Here is a 20,130-nt window from a genome sequence, read left to right as displayed (position 1 = left end):
GGAATGTATTTTTAAAATCATTATTATTTAGGTTCAATCCATGGTAATCCGTTCCATGGCATTGTGTAAATAAAAGGAAGTCCTCCAATAGGTTGTTGCGGATTAGATGCAATGGGAGGCTGAGGTTGAGGGATTGTTCCGGGGTTGCTTGGGGTAACAAATGCTGTTCCTCCGGCAATGGATCTCATTTGATTTCTCTTGAGTACTTTTCTAGTGATTTTCATGATAATTTTTTTTTGTTTAACATGACGAAAGTAGAGAAGAGCCTTAACAAAAAACAGCTACAACTAATAAGTGCGGAGGTTGAATAAGTAAGTGCGAAAGAAAATGTTTTATTCGGGTTTTCCTATGGTGGAAAGGAAGTCATTTTTCTTGCGGTAGGAGACATCCAGAACAGACCCGTCGCTCATCACTACCTGTCCGCCTCTGCCTTTAATATATTCCTGAAGATGATCAATATTAATAAGATGCTTATGATGTATCCTGAAAAAATGGTGTTCCATCAAAATGGGTTCAAACTCATGAAGGGTTCTGGATACCATTATTTTTGATTTATCGGCAAGATAAAAAAGAGTATAGCTTGAATCTGCTTCACAGCGGATGATATTGGATATTTCTACCAGCTTAAAACCCTGAAGGGTAGATAGAACGATTTTGTTATCTTTAAGAAGAGTAGGATTAGGAGTCTGTATTTTTTTGATATTGTCCAGAGCTTTATTGACCGCAATAATAAAATCCATTTTTTTAATAGGCTTTAAAAGATAATCTGTAGCCCCATTTTTAATCGCCTGAATAGCAAAATTTTCGTAAGCTGTGATGAAAATGATTTGGGAATGAACTTCATTAAACTTTGACAGTAAATCGAAAGTAGTTCCATCACCCAACTGAACATCCAGAAACAGAATGTCAGGACTGTTTTTGATAAGGTAAATATAAGCTTCTTCAACGGAGGAAGCCTGGAATTCTATGTTGATTTCAGGAAATTCATTTTCCATAAGTAATGCAATATACTCTCTTCCATCTTGTTCATCATCAACAATACATGCGTGTATTTTATTTCTCATAAGGTTTTATATAAAGTTTGATTTGTGTTCCCTGTCTGTTGTTTTCCGGAAACGCATTGATTTCTAAAAATATATTGGTATCAAAAAGCTGTTTAAAAGTCTCAATCCTTTTATGGGAAAGTTTTACCCCAAAGGAGTTGTCTTTTTTCAAAAAATCCTGGTTGGAAATTCCTATACCATTATCTTCAATGGTGATGCATAAAGAAACATCCGTATAATCAAAGCGGATAAGAATTTCTCCTTTTCTATCTTTTAAGCCTGAAATGCCATGCTTTATCGCATTTTCCACAAAAGGTTGTATCAGTAAAGAAGGAATCGTCCAGTTTTGATCTACCTGTTCAGAAATAATAATTTTATAATCAAAAAGATCTTTTACGCGAAGCTTTTCCATATCAAGATACAACGTGAGATATTCCACTTCATCTTTAATAGACATAAAGGTTTTCTCTGAATAATAAAGTGTTTTTCGGATCATCTTGGCGAAAATATCCAGGTAGTTTTCCGTTTCGCGGTAATCTTTTTTATACAATAAAAATTGGATGGAATTCAGACAGTTGTAAATAAAATGAGGATTGATCTGAGCTTTAATAGCCTGGAGTTCAAGTTCGGCAATCTTCTTTTCATACTCCATTTTTTCCAGTTTCTTATTTCTTTTTTTATGCAGATAAGAAAAAATAATCATCAATAAAGCTCCGATGATGACGATGGCCAATATCAGCCTGAACCACCATGTCTGCCAGAAGAGAGGTTTTATATAAAAAGTGAGATCCGAAGAAGCATAGGATTGTTTTCCGTTATATCCCAAACCATAAACCCGGAAGGTATATTTACCCGGTGGAATAGAGTTGAAGATAACTTTAGAAGAATTATTGATCTGCCATGAGTTATTAAGACCTTCCAGCTTATATTTATAGCTGATTTTTCCCAATGAGGGATAATCAAGAAAGCTGAGATTGAAAATAACGGTATTGTGAGGATAAGCAGTAAGGCTTTTCTGCAGGTCGTAATGCTCATTGTTTTCAATAGATACTGAATTAATGACGACTTTTTTATGAATGAATTTTTCCTGAGTCAGTAGTTTTTTGATGGAAAATATGCCAAGTCCTTTAGAAGTTCCAATGAATATGGTGTCATTTTTTATCACACAACCGGCCACTGCATCAGAGGGAAGTCCGTCTGTCTGGGTAAAGTTGTTGATGTGCTGACTCTTTTCTGTCAGTTCAATTCTGGAGATCCCTGAATTGGTGCTGGCCCAGAACGTATTTTTATTTTCTACTTCTATTTTTTTTACCTGATCATTGATTAATCCATCATTTTTCCCGATTTTTCTTATAATTCCTTGAGTATTAAAAAGAATAATCCCGTTGAGGTTAGTTGCTCCCAAATAGGTGTTATCATCTAATCTTTTAATATCTGTAAAATAGTATCCCTTTAAGAATAAAATCTTTTTCCGGTTTCTGATATTGTATTTGTACAGATCGCTGAAGCTGCCGATAAACAGGTTCTCTTTGTCATAAGGGAAAACGGTGTATACCCGCTCCTGAAGGATAGTGTTTGTTTTTTTACTTTTTAAACTGTAGGTCAATAAACCTCCAGATGTACAGAAAAATAAGGAATCCTGGGTGTAGGGGACAATGTTTTTTAAGGAACAGTATATTTTGTCAGAAGTATTATTGGCCATATCATGAACAATCACTTTACCTGATAAACCGAAAATGGAAATATTACTTTTTAAATAAACAGAGATGTTTTCATCTTTATCACCTTTATCAAGGATGATATTTTTTATCCTATTGTCTTTGCTGATAAGAGCACCGGCAGATTGATTGTAGCCGAGAAGAATATTTCCGTTATCTTTTGCAATGGCTTTTATATACTCAGAATTACTTTTTACAGGCAAATTGATATGATTGGCAAAAAGGGATTTTGAGATGAAAAAGACACCGTTATTCCTTGAATTGAACCATACATTATCATCTTTGTCTACCAGGACATTATTGATCACATAACGGTCCAGGATTTTGATGGGAGTACCAAGGTTTCTCTTCTTTTCAGTCAGAGATTGGTTGAAATATAAAACCCCTCCATTACTTATATTCAGCCACAGTTTATTGTTTTTATCAATAAGTCCGTAGAAAACATTCTCTTGTGGGCTGCAATCATAAGAGCTGATCTTTTTTATACCTGAAGGAGCAGAAAGTTGATATACTTCAATTGTATTTTTATGTAAGAAGACAAAAAGATCATCCTTTTCACAGATCATACTTCCGGTTTCTGCTTTCAAATGTTGCTTTTTCCCGGTAATGATATTGTAGACCAGTATATCTCCCTGATGAGGATCATGTAAATAGAGATTGTACGTGTGCGGCTCAAATCTGAGCGTAGCAAAATATCTTTTCCCGTAATCTAATGGGATAGGAATCTTTTTAACTTTTCCGCTTTCATAGATGAAAATATTCTGAGGATTTAAATTTCCATAAAGATAAAGTCGATTTCCATCACGGGTAACTTTCGGAATGGAACTTGAAAACTGATTTTTTACGTATTCATTAATATTCAGATTGATAACGCGGCCGTTTTTTAAATAAGCAAAATCATTCAGAAAGGGAAGGATGAATACCTCGCCGTTGGGCAAAGGTTCACAGGAGATAATATCAATATTCTTTAACCCTTCTTTCTTACCATATTGCTTAAATTCCTTTCCGTCAAATCTGAATAAACCATTATCGCTGCCTATCCAGATGAAACCATTTTTATCCTGTCTCAGATGATAGGTATAGGAGCAGTTTAATCCTTCCTCATCGCTATAGTTCACCATCCCGGGGACCTGTGAAGGAAATAATGAGGGAAAGAATAAAATTACAGATAATGCGAGGAAAGTAAATAAATTTTTCACATGATAATGATAATTTCGTAAATATATAATTTGATTGAGAATAATACAATGTTTGTAGTAGAATATTGAAAAAAAACAAGAGGAAAAAATTCGGATAATTTTGGACAATTTTGTACTTTTGTATGTTTGCTGAAATCATATATGTCACAAGAAATAAATCCAACCTACTCCGAAGATAATATCAGAACCCTCGATTGGCAGGAACACATCCGTTTGCGCCCCGGTATGTACATCGGGAAGCTCGGTGACGGTTCTTCCGCTGATGACGGTATTTATATCCTGTTAAAAGAAATCCTTGATAACTCTATTGATGAGTTCAGGATGAGATCAGGGAAAAGAATTGAAATAAAACTGGACGATGGCAAAGTTACCATCCGTGATTTTGGACGAGGAATTCCACTAGGGAAAGTGGTAGACGCTGTCTCAAAAATGAATACCGGTGGTAAGTACGATAGTAAAGCGTTTAAAAAATCTGTAGGTTTGAATGGTGTTGGTACCAAAGCGGTAAATGCCCTTTCAGATTACTTCAGAGTTCGTTCTTTCCGTGACGGAAAAATGAAAGTTGCTGAATTCTCCCGTGGGATGATCACAGAAAACTTTGATGAGAAAGAAACTTCAGACAGAAACGGTACTGAAATTTCTTTTATTCCCGATGGAGAAATCTTTCTGCATTTCAAATACAGGAAAGAGTATATCGAAAGAATGCTCCGTAACTATGCGTACCTGAATCCGGGACTTAAAATTCTTTTCAACGGAGAAACCTATTATTCTGAAAACGGTCTTAAAGACCTGTTGGAAGAAGAACTGGAGAGTGAGATTCTTTATCCAATTGTTCATTTGAAGGATGAAGATATTGAACTTGCTATTACCCATTCTGATAAATCACAGACTGAAACCTATTTTTCATTCGTGAACGGACAGAATACAACGCAGGGTGGGACACACCTTAATGCATTCCGTGAAGCGTATGTAAAAACGATTCGTGAGTTTTTCAATAAAAGTTTTGATGCCTCTGATATCAGAAAATCTATCATTGCTGCGATCTCCATCAATGTAGAAGAACCGGTTTTCGAATCTCAGACCAAAACAAAATTAGGGTCTAATGATATGGGACCAAACGGACCTACCGTAAGAACATTCATTATTGACTTCCTGAAGAGTAAACTGGACAATTTCCTGCACAAAAATCCGGAAATAGCTGAAGCAATTCAGAGAAAAATATTAATTTCCGAGAGAGAAAGAAAAGAACTTTCCGGAATCCAGAAACTGGCAAGAGAAAGAGCAAAAAAAGTATCTCTTCACAATAAAAAACTTCGTGACTGCAGACAGCATTATAACGATCAGAAAGCCGAAAGAAAAGGAGAGAGCCAGATCTTTATTACCGAGGGAGATTCTGCATCAGGATCTATCACAAAATCCAGAGATGTAGAAACTCAGGCCGTATTTTCACTGAAGGGTAAACCACTGAACTGTTATGGTCTTACCAAGAAAGTGGTGTATGAAAATGAAGAATTTAACCTTCTTCAGGCCGCTTTAAATATTGAAGAAAGCCTGGAAGATCTGAGATACAATCAGGTAATTATTGCGACTGATGCCGATGTGGATGGGATGCACATCCGCTTGCTGATGATTACTTTCTTCCTGCAGTTCTTCCCGGATCTGATTAAAAACGGACACCTGTATATCCTTCAGACTCCGTTATTCAGAGTAAGAAATAAAAAAGAAACAAGATATTGTTATACTGAAACCGAAAGAATAAAAGCATTAAACGAACTGGGGAAAAATCCTGAAATCACCCGATTTAAAGGATTGGGAGAAATTTCTCCGGACGAATTTAAACACTTCATTGGTAAGGATATCCGTTTAGAACCTGTAGTAGTGGGAAAAGACCAGACGATTGATCAACTTCTGGAATTCTACATGGGGAAAAATACACCGGACAGACAAACCTTTATCTTAGAAAATCTTGTGGTAGAAGATGATACTGATATTGATAAAAAAGAAATACTGAATGAAGTAGAAAATTAAAAAAAAACTTATAACTTAAAAAACTGGTTGTAAGAGCCATTGCAGACTGAAAAAAAGCACAATTTTGGATGAAGTAGGAAATTATAATACTTACACAGCCAAAAAAATAAAATGAGACTAAGTAACCGTAATAAAGCATCAATTTATAACTCTTTGAGTACACTGCTTTTAATGATTGCAGTGTTTGGGATAACTGTATTTGCAGCTAATGAATACAGATTTCATGCGATGGGTAAAGAAAGTTATTTATTAATTATTGTTCCTGTTTTGCTGCTGATTATCTTTTATATCAGCGGAAGACAGATTTTTGAATACGACAGTGACGGAGAAGCTTTGAATTTTAAAAACAGGAATGTTATTCCTTTTTTAAATAAACCTCTTCATGACGAATTTCCAAAATACAAACTGATAAAATATGATGTGGTCAGTATTCTCTTTTTCAAAAGATTATACATTACCGTTTCCAGTAAAAATAATGGTTCTACCATACTCAAATACCAGATCTCTTATTTGAGCAACAAAGAAGTAAACGATTTAAAACTCTCTCTGAACAAAGTAGTGAAAGCTAATAAAGAGAAAAAAGATAAAATAGATGACGACAGAAGAATATTCGCATGAGGGTGAAAGCTTAAAAAAAGTTTCCGGGCTGTACAAAGACTGGTTTCTTGATTATGCTTCCTATGTAATTCTGGATAGAGCTATCCCTTCAATATATGACGGTTTAAAACCCGTTCAACGAAGAATTATGCACTCCATGCGGGAGCTGGAAGACGGCCGTTACAATAAAGTGGCCAATATCGTGGGAAATACCATGAAATATCACCCACACGGTGATGCTTCCATTACAGATGCCATGGTGCAGATTGGACAGAAAGAACTGTTAATAGATACTCAGGGAAACTGGGGAAATATTTATACAGGTGACTCTGCAGCTGCTGCGAGATATATTGAAGCAAGACTGACTCCTTTTGCCCTGGAAGTAGTCTTTAATCCTAAAACTACAGACTGGACAAAGTCTTATGACGGAAGAAACAATGAACCTATTGATTTGCCGGTAAAATTCCCCCTGCTTCTTGCACAGGGAGTAGAAGGTATTGGAGTAGGGCTTTCCACAAAAATCCTTCCTCATAACTTTAATGAACTTATTAACGCATCCGTAGCCTATTTAAAAGGTAAGAAATTTGAACTGTATCCGGACTTTTTAACAGCCGGTTATCTTGACGTTTCCGAATATAATGATGGTCAAAGAGGAGGAAAAGTAAGAGCAAGAGCCAAAATTACTCAGACGGATAAGCATACATTAGTCATTTCTGAACTTCCTTACTCCAAAACAACAACAGATCTTATTGACTCTATCCTGAAAGCCAATGAGAAAGGGAAAATCAAAATCAAAAAAATTGAGGACAATACTTCAGATAAAGTAGAAATCCTGATTCATATTCATAATGATGTTTCACCGGATAAGACCATTGATGCGCTGTATGCATTTACAGACTGTCAGGTGACGATCTCTCCGAATGCCTGTGTGATTGTAGGGGATAAGCCTATGTTTCTGAATGTATCTGATATTCTGAAAACCAATACAGATCATACCGTTTCATTACTGAAGAAAGAATTGGAAATAGAACTTCATGAACTTCAGGAAAGCTGGCATTTCTCTTCATTGGAAAGAATTTTCATCGAGAACAGGATTTACCACGATATTGAAGAGGTAAAAACCTGGGAAGATGTATTAAAGACCATTGATGCAGGATTAAAACCTCATACCAAACATCTTTTAAGAGCTGTTACAGAAGAGGATATTTTAAAACTGACAGAGATCAGAATCAAGAGAATTTCAAGATTCGATTTAGATAAATTTAAAGAAAATATTGCATCGCTGGAAGGTAAAATAGAACAGGTAAAATACCACCTGGCTAACCTGATCGCTTATGCTATTGATTATTATTTAAATATTCAGAAAAAATACGGTAAAGACAAGCAAAGAAAGACTGAGCTTAGAATCTTTGATACGATTGATGCAACAAAAGTAGCCGTAGCCAATGAAAAATTCTATGCGAATTTCGAGGAAGGTTTCATCGGAACATCCCTGAAAAAAGACCAGTATTTGTTCGACTGTTCTGACATTGATGATATCATCATATTCAGAAAAGACGGAAGTATGAAGGTGGTAAAAGTGGAAGCAAAAACCTTCGTTGGAAAAGATATTCTTCACGTTGCCATTTGGAAGAAAAACGATAAGAGAACAGTCTATAATATGATCTATCGTGAAGGAAGGGAAGGTCCGTATTATATGAAACGATTCTCTGTAACCGGAGTAACCAGAAATACAGATTATCCGTTAGCTTCAGATAAAAAAGGATCTGAAACCCTCTATTTTTCAGCCAATCCTAATGGTGAGGCAGAAACAGTTACTGTATTGTTAAAACCAAATCCTAGAATCAGAAAGAACAAAATGGAGATCAATTTCTCTGATCTTGCCATCAAAGGACGTGATTCCAAAGGAAACCTGGTGACTAAGTACGCCGTAAAGAAAGTAGATATGAAGGAAGAAGGAGTTTCTACGCTCGCTCCTAGAAAAATCTGGTTTGATGATACGGTAAGAAGACTGAATGCCGATGTAAGAGGTACATTGCTGGGAAGCTTCAAAGGAGATGACAAAATCCTGACCATCAATACCAATGGTGAAGTAAAGCTTGTTTCTTTTGACTTGGGTAACCGTTTTGATGATGAATATCTGGTGTTGGAAAAATGGAGACCTGCACAGCCGATTACCTGTATCTATTACGACGGAGAAAAAGATATTTATTTCATTAAGAGATTCTTACTGGAAAATACAGTGAATGTACAGACTTTTATGCCTTCTGAACACCCGAAATCATTCATCGAAAATGTAATAGTTGCCAATGATGTTACTGCAGAAATTATTTTTGCAAAAGATAAAGGAAAAGAACGCGATCCGGAAACCATTAATATTGATGAATTTATTGCAGTAAAAGGAATAAAAGCTATTGGAAACCAGTTTACGAAATTCAAAGTAAAAGCCATCAATATTACCATTCCTGAACCTGTAGAAGAAGAGCCTGAAGTATACGAAGATCCTGAACCAACAGGAGATATGGATGAAGATGGAGGAATGATTGGAGATCTGTTCCAGAACGACGGGAACAATGAAAATGAATAGACTAAACTAAAGATGTCTGTTCAGATATAACATAAAAAGAACACAATGGATATAGTTGTTATCATTATCATTGCAGTCACATGTATTTTTAGTTACATGGGGTTCAACAATACAGCATTATTTGAAAAATATAAATTCAATGTCGGAGCGATTGCGAATCGTAAAGAATATGTAAGACTTATCAGTTCGGCATTTTTGCATGCAGACTTTATGCACTTATTTTTTAATATGCTTTCTCTGTATTTTTTCCAGGGAGTAGTTATTAGTTTCTTTGGAGAAATAGGATTTTTGATTCTATATTTTGGATCAATGATTCTTGGAAACTTATTCAGTTTACAGATTTATAAAAACCAACCTTGGTATTCAGCAATTGGAGCATCCGGTGCGGTTTCCGGAATTATTTTTGCTTCCATAGCTATGGCTCCGAATGAGATCAGTGTCAACTTCTTACCAGGATGGTTATTTGGAACGCTGTATTTCGGGTACTCAGTATACATGATGCTTAATCCTAAGCAGTGGGATAATCTGGGGCATGCTGCTCACCTTGGAGGAGCATTTTTCGGGTTGGTTTACTCTATTGTCATGCATCCGCAGCTGGCCATGAGCAATATTCTTTTCTTAGGAATCATGTCACTTCCACTCATTTATTTAGGATATGAAATTTTTGTAAGGAAACGAATAGGATAAAAGACTATTTTTAATCAAAATATCAAAACCAATGAACACATCAGAGTTAAACAGTTTCATCGTGATACTTATCTATGGTTCATTGGTTTTGCTTTCTCTGCTGAAGCTGGCCAATCCTTTACAGGTAAATCATAAAGCCAATTTCTGGTTCGGAATATTCCTCTTTCTGTGGTCTACTTTTTGGCTGGATGAAGTACTGTTTCTCATCACCGGTTCAATCGTAGAGTTTCATTCCCTGTTTTGGGTTAGGCTTATTCAGTTTTTTACCCCTGTTGTTTTTTACTTTAGTGTACTGTTTTATACCAATCCTTCCTTTACTTTTAAACTTACAGCTGTTAAGTTTTTAATCCTTCCGGCTGCTTTTCTGGTTTGTCTTGTATTGATCAAATTGGGATATGCAAAACCATTTGAATATATCAGTATTATTCTGATCCTTATTCAGGCTCTTTTCTATACAGCACTTTCCTATATTACCATCAGAAAGCATCAAAAGAAGATTCAGCAGTTTTCTTCCAATACCGAAGGAATCAATCTGAACTGGCTGGAATATATTATTCTGGTACTTCTTATTGTGAATATCATCTATGTTATTTATAATTTGTTCTATGATCCAAAATCGCTGAATTTCTTTATCAATGCCGTCTTTTTATCGGTTATTTACTGGGTAGGGTATTATTCTCTGAAACAGAAGGAAATTTATCCTTTAGAAGAAAAGCAGAGACAGGAACTGATCTCTATGGATGAAGATTCCGATCCGGAAGAAGTTAAAAGAAAACTTATTTCTGATGAAGAATTACTGAAGATTAAAACTTCACTGGAAAGAATCATGGAACTTCAAAAACCTTATCTTGACAGCGAACTTAACCTTATTAAACTGGCTGAAATGCTGTCCGTTTCTACCCATCATTTGTCTTACGTCATTAATACAGGTTTTGGAAAAAATTTCTTCCAATATGTGAATGAATATAGAGTAGACTACGCCAAAAGACTTCTGAAAGAACCCAACAGCAAATTATCCATTCTCGGGATTGCTTACGAATCCGGGTTCAATTCTAAAACTTCTTTTAATACAACCTTTAAAAAAGTGACCGGACAAACTCCTTCTGAGTTCAAAAAATAAGTTCAGGTTTATAAACTTTTACTTTTTTCTATTTGTAATTAATTGATTTTTAGCTGATTGTTTGTTTTTGTTTTTCTGGGTTAAAATCGGTTCGTCCAGATAATCCGGAACATTCAAATCCACCTTTCCCAATAGTTTTGTACCATAAAATGTAAACTTATGGATACCCAAGAATCATATGCTGTCGTTACGGGAGCAAGCCAGGGACTCGGAAAATCATTCGCTGAACATCTGGCGAAACAAAAGATCAATGTCATCCTTATAAGCCTTCCGGATCAGAATCTTAAAGAATTTTCCGAGGATCTCAAAAGATTGTATGAAGTAAAAGTTCATTACTATGAAACAGATCTTTCAGTTCATGAAAATGTGATGAAGCTTACAGAATGGCTCAATAGTTCTTTTAACATTCATATTCTGATCAATAATGCAGGACTTGGCGGAACAAAGAAATTCACAGAAGCTTCTTCGGATTATATCAACACTATTCTACAGGTGAATGTAGCGGCCACCTCACTGATTACCCATCAGTTGCTTCCTAACCTTTTAAAACAACCCAAAGCCTATATTCTGAATGTTTCAAGTATGGCAGCCTTTTCACCCATCGGTTTTAAAACGGTATATCCAGCTTCTAAAAGTTTTATTCATTCATTTTCCAGAGGGCTTCATGAAGAACTGAAAGATACCAATGTTTTTGTAAGCGTTGTGAATCCAGGAGCAATGAAAACCAATAAAGATGTTTGTGAAAGAATAGAAAAGCAAGGTTTTATGGGAAGATTAACCCTTTTAAATCCTGACAAAGTAGCTTCATACTGCATCCGGCAATTGTTTAAAAAAGATTCCGTCATTATGGTGAACCCAATCAGCTGGCTGGTGATGAAAATTTTACCCATATGGATCAAGCTGCCCTTAATGACCCAGGCTATAAAAAGAGAAATCGAAGCATGAAAAAAGTGTGTGTAACCGGAGCAACAGGGCTTCTGGGAACTAATGTTATCCTTAAATTATTACAAAATGGTTATTCTGTTATTGCTCTGGTGCGCAAGAAAAGCAGCTGGCTGGGCGAAGAAAACAAAAATCTGAAACTGGAGGAAGCAGACCTTTCGTCCGATATCTCAGTACATCTTATCAATATTGATTGTATCATTCATATTGCTGCTGAAACACGCCAGAATCTCATCTGTTATGATGAATACAGAAAAGTGAATTATGAAGTAGTTGTGAATCTGTTTACCCATGCAGAATTGATGGGTGTAAAAAAGTTTTTGTTTGTAAGTACAGCCAATACCTTAGGATTTGGAACTACAGCCTTCTGGGGAAGTGAAAAAGCACCACAGCTTTATCCTTTCACCCATTCATTCTATGCTCAAAGCAAACTGGCAGCGGAAGATTATCTTTTAAAAAACGGTAAGAATACGGACGTTATCATTGTTAATCCCACCTTTATGATCGGAGCCTATGACAGCAAGCCAAGTTCCGGGAAAATTATTTTCTGGGCCTGGAAAAAGAAACTGGTTTTCTATCCGAAAGGAGGGAAGAACTTTGTACACGTGGAAGATGCAGCCAACGGAATAGTAAATGCTATTGAAAAAGGAAAGAATGGAGAACAATATCTTTTAGCTAATGAAAACTTAAGCTACAGAGAGTTTTTTAAGAAAGTAAACCGGATTACCAGACAAAATCCAATTATGATCCCAATTCCCAACAAGCTTTTGAGTTTCCTTGGATTAATGGGTGACGGTTTAAGAAAATTAAAAATAAAAACGGATCTGAGTTCTACCAATATGAAAGCCCTGCAGATCTTTAATTATTATTCTCATCAGAAATCAATAGAGGAGTTGGGGGTTCAATACCAGTCGATTGATAAAGCGATTGAAGATGCTGTTCAGTATTTTACTGAAAATCCTGTCAGGAATAAAAAAACCAGCTCTTAAAAGCTGGTTTTATCAGGTTATCTTGTGATTTTCTGAGTAACATTTTTATTAGAGATAACGCAAGCCTTGCTGCAGTTATTGCTACTTGAAATATTAACCTGTACCAGTGCCGGCAATGATCTGTATTCTTCCTTGTTGTAAGGCGCTTCAGTACCATTGCTTCCACCGCCTTTAATATCATATTGTACCTGGGCTACTCCTGTGAATCCTGTTGCAGGTTTGAAAGAAAGTGCTCCGGTAGTGGGGAAATAGGTCCATGTTCCCTGGCTGCTGGTATAAACACCACCTGTGATATTCGGAATCACAGCTCCGTTGCTATCCAGAAAGCGGAATGAATTAAAATCAAGGTTGTTATACGAAAGTGTTGGCGGGTTTTGACCACTTGCTGACGAATAAGCTGCATCATTTAGCAAAGGGTAGTAGATTGACTTTATCCCCAGGCATCCTGCAAACAAATCATCCGTTACTTCAGCAGCATAAGGTCTTGTAACCCCTAAGTTTTTCAATAAATGTATATTTTTGGCAGCTCCGGTAGAAGCAGCAAATCCAATTCTGAAAGTAGAAGGTGCTGAGGTATCCAGAGTTCTTACCGTACTGTTGGATATTGTAGTCTCAGTATATTTCAGAGAAGTAGGATAGTAATAATTATCAATCACTTTTTCTTTCACTGTTCCATGCTGTATTTCCAGGCTTATATTATAACCGCCGGCAGGATTGGGAACTAATGTAATATAGGCTTTACGGAACCTTGCATCATTTTCATTTTGAGGAATTGTAGTCCCGCCACTTTCAATACTGAATTGTTGAAGAGTCGTATTTTTAATGCCAATATATTTTCCAGTTGCCGCATCCAGATAAGCAGATCTGTTGCTGCTGGAAGGTGATGCATTGGTCGCTATACTGTAAAGCAATGGATAACCATTGTATCCTGCAGGTTCAGCTGAAGACAAATACTGGTTTCCTCGCTTTCCTCTTAAAGAAACATTGCTTCTTCCATCGGCTAGTCCTACTCCAAATATTCCATTTCTAACCCTTTCACCCTGGTTAAAGCTTGTTTTAAAATTCCCGAATTCATCCAGACCTATTCCCAGATAGGCTCCTCTCAGTCCTTCCGTAGATTCTCCACCACGTACAAAACTATATCCTAATCCTCCCCCAAAATATCCGAGATTAAGCTGGTCTTTAGGAATAGATCCATCTACTAAGAATATAGAAATACCATCGCCTCCGTTGGTATTTCCTCCATAAATGGCAAATTCAAACTCGAACTTGATTCCCTGATCACTTTTGAAAATTTTATCGGCAAGTATTACTCCTCCTGAAATATTATTGACACTTCGGGTAAGCCTTAATCCGTCCGTAGTAAAGGTAGCGTCATTTTGAACACCACTGGTAGCCACCTTATAGGCTTCCTGGGGCTGTAATCCCTGAGTAAAATTTACAAAATACGGATAACCGGTTCCCTGTTCATTTTGTGCCTGAATATTTTGTGAGAAAATAAATAAGGAAAAGGTAAACAGAAATCTTTTGTATCGTAAAATTGAGCTGTTTTTTATCATCACTCAATTATTTAACAACGAAAACAATATTGATAAAAGAGCAGTCCGTTGCTGCAGCTTTTACATCATAAGTCATTACTCCATCATCAGAAATAGAAATATTACTGAATACATTAGGATCTGCATCTGTTACATAATAGTAAAGATCTTTACTGGATGGGAAAAAAGGGATTGAAGCGGGAGCACTGGTACTCTTTGCTTTTGGAGATCCAAACTGAGTTTTATACAATGTATATAAATCTTTGGTTCTACCATTGGCTGTGGTAGAAGTGTCAAAAGAAACACTAGGCATATAAAACATTTTTACGGCATTACTGCTGATACAAAGCCAATCAGGTTTAGTAGGAGTTCCAATATTCTGACTTAAACATTTTTTGTCGGTATCATAGATAAGAAGCGAGTTGGCCGGATTGGCAATTGCATCTCTTTTTGCTGTGGTCAATCTAGGAATCAGCATTCCTTTATTTTGGCTGTAAACATCCAGAATTGCACTTTGATCAGGTGTGGTTATGTTAATCCCTACTTGAGCGAAAGAAAATGAACTGGCAAAAATGATTGGTAGAAATAATTTTTTAATCATGATGTCTTAATAATTTTTTATCTGTGTGTATGTTTTTTTAGGGAAAAGAATATTTTTAGGCTTAACTTCTACAAAGGCAATAGTTATCACTGACAAATTCATTAAAACAATGAATTGTTCTGCTCAAATAATAGCCAAATGAGACCTTTTGTTCAAAAGTCCATCAACAGATACGTAAGTATACCTCATAAAGAAATATCTTATGCCTACCTGGACGGTTAGTCGAAAAAATAAATTGATTATGTAGCCGTATAAGCTCTTAAATAAGTAAGATTCATATTCCCTCGTGTTTTTTGCAAATATACAAAGAAATATTCAGGTGTTTGTGTTTATAGAATTAATTCTAAACTTCCCTTAATAATTAACATATTTTGGTTTAAATTTTTACATAATTTATAAATCAATAAGATTGTTTTTATTATGCAAATCTTTCCATTCTATTAAGAAATCTTAAAAAAAGGATGATATTGAGGTGTAGATATTTTGAAATAAAAGAAAATATTATTCTTTTTACTATAAAGAGTTGAAAAAGAGTCTATTTTGAAAAATTATTCAGTGCATCATTCAGGGTGCTTACAAAATTGACATGTCTTGTTTTATTACTTTCAAAAATAAAATCCTTCATGCTCTTACTTTCATATTTACTGAAATCCCCTACAATAGCTAATCCTATACGATAATTAGAGAATTTTTGGAGAATTTCACCTGCTATTTTGGTCTTTAAATCGAAGAATTCAGGGGTAATGTTTTTTTCATGAAGAATAACTTTATCAAACCCTTGATAATAGACATTTCCCATCAAATCCAGTCCGTCCTGTGCAGACTGGATAATGATGTCATCAGAAATAATTTCTGCAATTTTTATCGTATTGATTTCGTGTGATTTGATGAACATGTTTATTGTATTGTTTTTTTTATGTCCTGTAAAAAATCCTCTAAAGGAAATGCATCTCCCTGATTAGTAAGTGCTATGATACAGCTGTTATGCTGCAAGTCTCTCCAGAATAAAGCTTTAAAACCGTTTAAACCACCTGTGTGCATTGCGTTCTTTCTCCCATTATTCTCCTCCAAAAACCAGGCAAGTCCATAGTTTGAAATCTGTCCGTCAAATAGCTTTGAAGGCATGTACATAATTGCCGTGTTTTCTTTACTGATTAAAATATAATTTCTCAAAGCCTGATCATACTGATAAAGATCTTCAGGGGTAGAGTAGATTCCGCCATCTCCGGTTGTTGCAAGAGAATAATCATCAAGCTTTTTCTGCTTATTATATCCCAATGCAATATTCTGAATAACGGTACCCTGTTCATATACATAAGTATGATTCATGTTTAAAGGAATAATAATCTCTCCATTGATAAATGTACTGTAAGATTTTCCTGAAACCTTTTCAATAATCTGGGAAAGAACGATATATCCGCTATTGCTATATTTAAATGCACTGTCAGGAACAAAATCAAGATTATTAAGATTGAACAGCCAGTTAATGACATCCTGATTGGTCAGTCCTTTTTTTGAAAACAGATTCTCATAATTTCTAATCCCCGAAGTATGATGCAAAAGCTGCCTGATGGTAATATTTTTAGCATATTCAGGAAGGGCAATGAACTGGGAGGCTCTATCATCAAGTTTCAATAAACCCTTTTGCTCTAACATTAAAATGGCAACAGCCGTGAATGATTTACTGAGAGATGCAATGTAAAACGAAGTTTTTTTATCTGCTTTCAGCCCTTTTTCAATGTTACGGAAACCCAGTGCTGTATCACAAACAATTTTACCGTTTTTTACCACCAGAACAGAGCCATTGAATTCTCCTTGACGGTAATATTCATTCACAACATCCTGAGGATGCTGTTGGCAGGATATCAGTTGCGTCATCAGTGAAATCGCAATGAGAGTGTTGCTTATCAAAGTTTTCATAGGTTAGAGGTAGGGAAGTAAAATTACTTATTTCTTTCCATAAATAAACCTGTCGTTCTCTGATAAATCCTTCAATAATTGAGCGTTAGAAAAATACTGATACAATTCCAGTGTTTTAGGACCTAGTTTCTGGTTAATCTCTAAAAACAACAGACCATTTTCTTTCAAATGCTTTTTGGCATCTTCCGCAATTTTTCTGTAAAAGATCAAGGCATCTGAAGTAGGAGAGAAAAGAGCCATTTTAGGTTCAAACTCTTTCACTGAATCAGCAATTTCGATCTCTTCTTCAATCCCGATGTATGGAGGATTTGAAATGATGATATCATAGTTTTCAGCCAGCTCAAAATGGAGATAATCGGCGTGAATGAATTGTATTTTCAATTGGTGGTACTCTGCATTTCTTTTGGCTGTTTTCAAAGCGTTTTCAGAAAAATCAATGGATGAAACCTCTGCTTCCGGGAAATGTTTCTTTAAAACCAAAGGAATAATTCCGCTTCCGGTTCCTATATCCAAAATCTTTAAACCTTGAACATTAAACTTTGAATCTTTTATTTCCCTGATAGCCATCTCCAACAGTTCTTCCGTTTCAGGGCGGGGAATCAGAACATTTTCATCCACAAAGAATTTCATTCCGTAAAATTCTGTTTCACCCAATATCTGCTGATAAGGTCTTCCGGTTTTAAGTTCCGAAACAAGATGATCAAGTTTTTCTTCATCATCAATCAGAAGTTCCTGCTCAGCGAATCTTCTTTGCTGAAATGGATCAAAACCTACGATTTGCTGAATGAATAAAGACGATAAAAACATACTTTCCGACTCTGTATAAAGATCGGAAAGTTCTGTCTTGAAATATTTTTTAAATGCTGAAATTGTCATTTATCTTGTAAAAACCAGTTTTGTATCTGTAGACTTCTCTTCATCAATTCTGTATCCTTCATAGTTGAATGCTTTTACATCTTCCAGTGTTTTGGCATTGGTTTCTGCACAGAATCTCACCACAAGGCCTCTGGCATGTTTGGTATACACAACAATGGTTTTCAGTTTTCCATCTTTTAATTCATAGAAATCGAAATCAATTACGGTATGGTTCAGTTTCTTTCTGTCGATTACTTTTCCATACTCATTACTGGCAAGATGAAGCAGGACTTCTCCTTTTTTCATTTCAGAATTCAATTGTTCGGTGATTTTTTCTCTCCAGAATTCATACAGGTTTTTGTATTGCTCAAATTCAAAAGGGCGGCCCATTTCAAGCCTGTAAAGCATCACTTTATCAGATGGTCTCAGTAAACCGTAAAGCCCGGAAAGCATTCTGTAGTTTTTCTGCAGGTAATCTACAGCATTTTTATCCAGTGTTTTAGCATCCAGTCCTCTGTAAACCTCTCCTGTAAAAGCAAACATTGCGGGAGCAGATTCTTTCGCTGTAGGTTTGGATTTCCATTTTTGATTTCTTTCCCAGTTTTCATCAGCAAGCTTAGGTGAAATTTCCATCAACTCGGAAAGATATTTAGGCGATTTTTCTTTTAAATAAGATTGTATCAATGCTGCATCTTCAATGAATCTTGGAGTAGAAGATTTCAACAGATCTGTTGAATTTTCAACGTTCATTAATTTGGCAGGAGATGTTATAATTTTCATAATGTTAAAATACAGATAAGTGTTTAATATCCATAAAATTCATCATCATCATGGCAATAAAATCAATCATAAAATGACAGATGATCAGAATTTTAATATTTGAATAGCGTTTATAAAATATAGCAAACACGATTCCGATAAAGAAAGGTCCGAGAACCTGGCTTATGGTACCGTAAGTACTATGTAAAATTCCAAATAAGACCGATGAAATAACAATTGCAACGGTGGGGTTGTTGTAGATTTTTTCAAGCCTGGACTGTACATAGCCCCGCATCAGGAATTCCTCTACAACAGCAGCGGTAAGGCATGTAAAAATAACTAAAAAATAGTTATTTCTAAAAATGGATACAAGGTTGAGAAGTTTAGTGCTTATTTTTTCCTCTATAAAAAACAGGATGACTGCATTCAGAATTCCTCCGCCAATCAAACAGATAAAATATAAGCTCAGTACAGCTTTGATATAAAATGCAGCTGAATATTTTTTCTCTTCTTTAAGTAAAAAAACACTTTTTTCAATAAAAATAGTGTAGAGAAATACGAGAATGAGAATTATCCATAACGTAATTCTGCTGAGAAAGAAATTGATTTCTGTAATTCCTTTTATTCCGGTTATCATGATGACAGCTGGAAAAGCATACAGCATGGCAGCCGCCAAAATAGTAAACGTGAGTAGAATCCCTACAGCATATTTCCCGGTAAGACTCATCATTAAGTACCCTAAACCTTGAACTTTAAATTAAATGATCCCTTTTCCCTGACGGATAATCTCAGGTTCTCCTGAAGTAAGGTCTACAATAGTGGAAGCCACATTATCTCCATACCCTGAATCAATAACAATATCTACCAGATGATCATATTTTTCTGCAATAAGCTCAGGATCGGTAGAGTACTCAATGATTTCATCGTCGTCTTTAATGGAAGTAGAAGCAATTGGGTGGCCCAGTTTTTCAACAATAAGCTGAGGAATCGGATGGTCAGGAACACGGATACCAATTGTTTTATGTCCTTTATAAGCTAAAGGTAAACTTTTATTCGCTTCCAGAATGAAAGTAAACGGTCCGGGAAGATGACTTTTCAGAAATCTGAAAACGGAAGTGTCGATAGGTCTTGTAAAGTCCGAAAGATGGCTAAGATCATTACAGATAATTGAGAATTTTGACTTCTCAAGCTTCATTTTTTTGAGCTGAGCCAGTTTTTCCATGGCTTTTATATCAAAAATATTACAGCCTAAAGCATAAATCGTATCAGAAGGATAGATAATCAGCCCGCCGTTGTTTAAAGTTTTAATAACCTCATTCACAAGATTTTCCTGTGGGTTGTCCGGATAAATTTTTAATATCTTTGCCATAAAACAAAGATACAAATAATAAAATAGTTTTCATAAAAGTCCTTTATTTAAAAGAAAAATTAGGATTTGTAAAAAATATTCGTACCTTTGCAATCCAATATCGCGGGATGGAGCAGTAGGTAGCTCGTCGGGCTCATAACCCGAAGGTCATCGGTTCGAGTCCGGTTCCCGCTACTAA

18 protein-coding genes and 1 tRNA gene are annotated in these 20,130 nt (G+C 35.7%); 8 read left to right on the top strand and 11 right to left on the bottom strand.

Annotated elements, in window-relative coordinates; genetic code table 11:
- Window positions 1-23 precede the first annotated feature (23 nt).
- The 3 genes from ACMA47_RS17135 to ACMA47_RS17125 all read right to left on the bottom strand — a co-directional run bounded on the left by ACMA47_RS17135 (window position 24) and on the right by ACMA47_RS17125 (window position 3,882).
- Complete coding sequence (locus ACMA47_RS17135) at window positions 24-224, bottom strand: hypothetical protein (protein WP_079241971.1); 201 nt, start codon at window positions 222-224, stop codon at window positions 24-26.
- Between the two features lie 108 nt (window positions 225-332).
- On the bottom strand, window positions 333-1,064 hold the full coding sequence (locus ACMA47_RS17130) for a LytR/AlgR family response regulator transcription factor (RefSeq protein WP_413930756.1): 732 nt from the start codon (window positions 1,062-1,064) through the stop codon (window positions 333-335).
- Window positions 1,054-3,882 carry a histidine kinase gene (locus tag ACMA47_RS17125; protein WP_413930755.1) on the bottom strand — a complete coding sequence of 943 codons (2,829 nt, stop codon included), beginning with the start codon at window positions 3,880-3,882 and terminating at the stop codon, window positions 1,054-1,056. Before ACMA47_RS17125 ends, ACMA47_RS17130 begins: the two co-directional genes overlap by 11 nt.
- Before the next feature lie 219 nt (window positions 3,883-4,101).
- Between ACMA47_RS17125 and ACMA47_RS17120 the strand changes: the two genes are divergently transcribed.
- From ACMA47_RS17120 to ACMA47_RS17090, 7 genes are all read left to right on the top strand, one after another.
- Window positions 4,102-5,988 carry a DNA topoisomerase IV subunit B gene (locus ACMA47_RS17120; protein WP_034696502.1) on the top strand — a complete coding sequence of 629 codons (1,887 nt, stop codon included), beginning with the start codon at window positions 4,102-4,104 and terminating at the stop codon, window positions 5,986-5,988.
- Window positions 5,989-6,099: 111 nt separating this feature from the next.
- The gene (locus tag ACMA47_RS17115) at window positions 6,100-6,606 is read left to right on the top strand and encodes a hypothetical protein (RefSeq protein WP_238594258.1); all 507 of its coding nucleotides are present in this window, start codon (window positions 6,100-6,102) and stop codon (window positions 6,604-6,606) included.
- Window positions 6,581-9,172 (top strand): DNA gyrase/topoisomerase IV subunit A, encoded by a 2,592-nt coding sequence (locus ACMA47_RS17110; protein ID WP_413930754.1) that lies wholly within the window; start codon window positions 6,581-6,583, stop codon window positions 9,170-9,172. Before ACMA47_RS17115 ends, ACMA47_RS17110 begins: the two co-directional genes overlap by 26 nt.
- 45 nt (window positions 9,173-9,217) lie before the next feature.
- On the top strand, window positions 9,218-9,859 hold the full coding sequence (locus ACMA47_RS17105; protein ID WP_413930753.1) for a rhomboid family intramembrane serine protease: 642 nt from the start codon (window positions 9,218-9,220) through the stop codon (window positions 9,857-9,859).
- Window positions 9,860-9,890: 31 nt separating this feature from the next.
- Window positions 9,891-10,979: a helix-turn-helix domain-containing protein gene (locus ACMA47_RS17100; RefSeq protein ID WP_413930752.1), complete on the top strand. Its 1,089-nt coding sequence runs from the start codon at window positions 9,891-9,893 to the stop codon at window positions 10,977-10,979.
- Window positions 10,980-11,138: 159 nt separating this feature from the next.
- Window positions 11,139-11,924 (top strand): SDR family NAD(P)-dependent oxidoreductase, encoded by a 786-nt coding sequence (locus ACMA47_RS17095; RefSeq protein ID WP_413930751.1) that lies wholly within the window; start codon window positions 11,139-11,141, stop codon window positions 11,922-11,924.
- Window positions 11,921-12,910, top strand: a complete 990-nt coding sequence (locus tag ACMA47_RS17090) for an NAD-dependent epimerase/dehydratase family protein (protein ID WP_413930750.1) — start codon at window positions 11,921-11,923, stop codon at window positions 12,908-12,910. The genes ACMA47_RS17095 and ACMA47_RS17090 overlap by 4 nt, the downstream gene beginning before the upstream one ends.
- 17 nt (window positions 12,911-12,927) lie before the next feature.
- Here ACMA47_RS17090 and ACMA47_RS17085 read toward each other — a convergent pair whose 3' ends face one another.
- The 8 genes from ACMA47_RS17085 to ACMA47_RS17050 all read right to left on the bottom strand — a co-directional run bounded on the left by ACMA47_RS17085 (window position 12,928) and on the right by ACMA47_RS17050 (window position 19,952).
- On the bottom strand, window positions 12,928-14,469 hold the full coding sequence (locus ACMA47_RS17085; protein ID WP_413930749.1) for a lectin-like domain-containing protein: 1,542 nt from the start codon (window positions 14,467-14,469) through the stop codon (window positions 12,928-12,930).
- A 7-nt stretch (window positions 14,470-14,476) separates the two neighbouring features.
- A complete protein-coding gene (locus ACMA47_RS17080) occupies window positions 14,477-15,049 on the bottom strand; it encodes a hypothetical protein (RefSeq protein WP_413930748.1) in 573 nt (190 codons plus the stop codon).
- 535 nt (window positions 15,050-15,584) lie between these two features.
- Complete coding sequence (locus ACMA47_RS17075; protein ID WP_413930747.1) at window positions 15,585-15,944, bottom strand: DUF4180 domain-containing protein; 360 nt, start codon at window positions 15,942-15,944, stop codon at window positions 15,585-15,587.
- A 2-nt stretch (window positions 15,945-15,946) separates the two neighbouring features.
- The gene (locus ACMA47_RS17070) at window positions 15,947-16,969 is read right to left on the bottom strand and encodes a serine hydrolase domain-containing protein (RefSeq protein WP_413930746.1); all 1,023 of its coding nucleotides are present in this window, start codon (window positions 16,967-16,969) and stop codon (window positions 15,947-15,949) included.
- 27 nt (window positions 16,970-16,996) lie between these two features.
- Window positions 16,997-17,845, bottom strand: coding sequence for a peptide chain release factor N(5)-glutamine methyltransferase (gene prmC / locus ACMA47_RS17065; protein ID WP_413930745.1), 849 nt, complete (start codon window positions 17,843-17,845; stop codon window positions 16,997-16,999).
- On the bottom strand, window positions 17,846-18,604 hold the full coding sequence (yaaA, locus tag ACMA47_RS17060) for a peroxide stress protein YaaA (RefSeq protein WP_413930744.1): 759 nt from the start codon (window positions 18,602-18,604) through the stop codon (window positions 17,846-17,848).
- A 4-nt stretch (window positions 18,605-18,608) separates the two neighbouring features.
- Window positions 18,609-19,313, bottom strand: a complete 705-nt coding sequence (locus ACMA47_RS17055) for a lysostaphin resistance A-like protein (protein ID WP_413930743.1) — start codon at window positions 19,311-19,313, stop codon at window positions 18,609-18,611.
- A gap of 27 nt (window positions 19,314-19,340) precedes the next feature.
- Complete coding sequence (locus tag ACMA47_RS17050; RefSeq protein ID WP_034696488.1) at window positions 19,341-19,952, bottom strand: L-threonylcarbamoyladenylate synthase; 612 nt, start codon at window positions 19,950-19,952, stop codon at window positions 19,341-19,343.
- Window positions 19,953-20,053: 101 nt separating this feature from the next.
- Between ACMA47_RS17050 and ACMA47_RS17045 the strand changes: the two genes are divergently transcribed.
- Window positions 20,054-20,126, top strand: a tRNA-Met gene (locus ACMA47_RS17045).
- Window positions 20,127-20,130 lie beyond the last annotated feature (4 nt).

The organism is Chryseobacterium sp. T20 (genome assembly GCF_047345655.1).
Taxonomy (GTDB): Bacteria; Bacteroidota; Bacteroidia; order Flavobacteriales; family Weeksellaceae; genus Chryseobacterium.
Note: the sequence above shows the minus strand (reverse complement) of the source record. Positions and strands in the feature narration are given on the sequence as shown.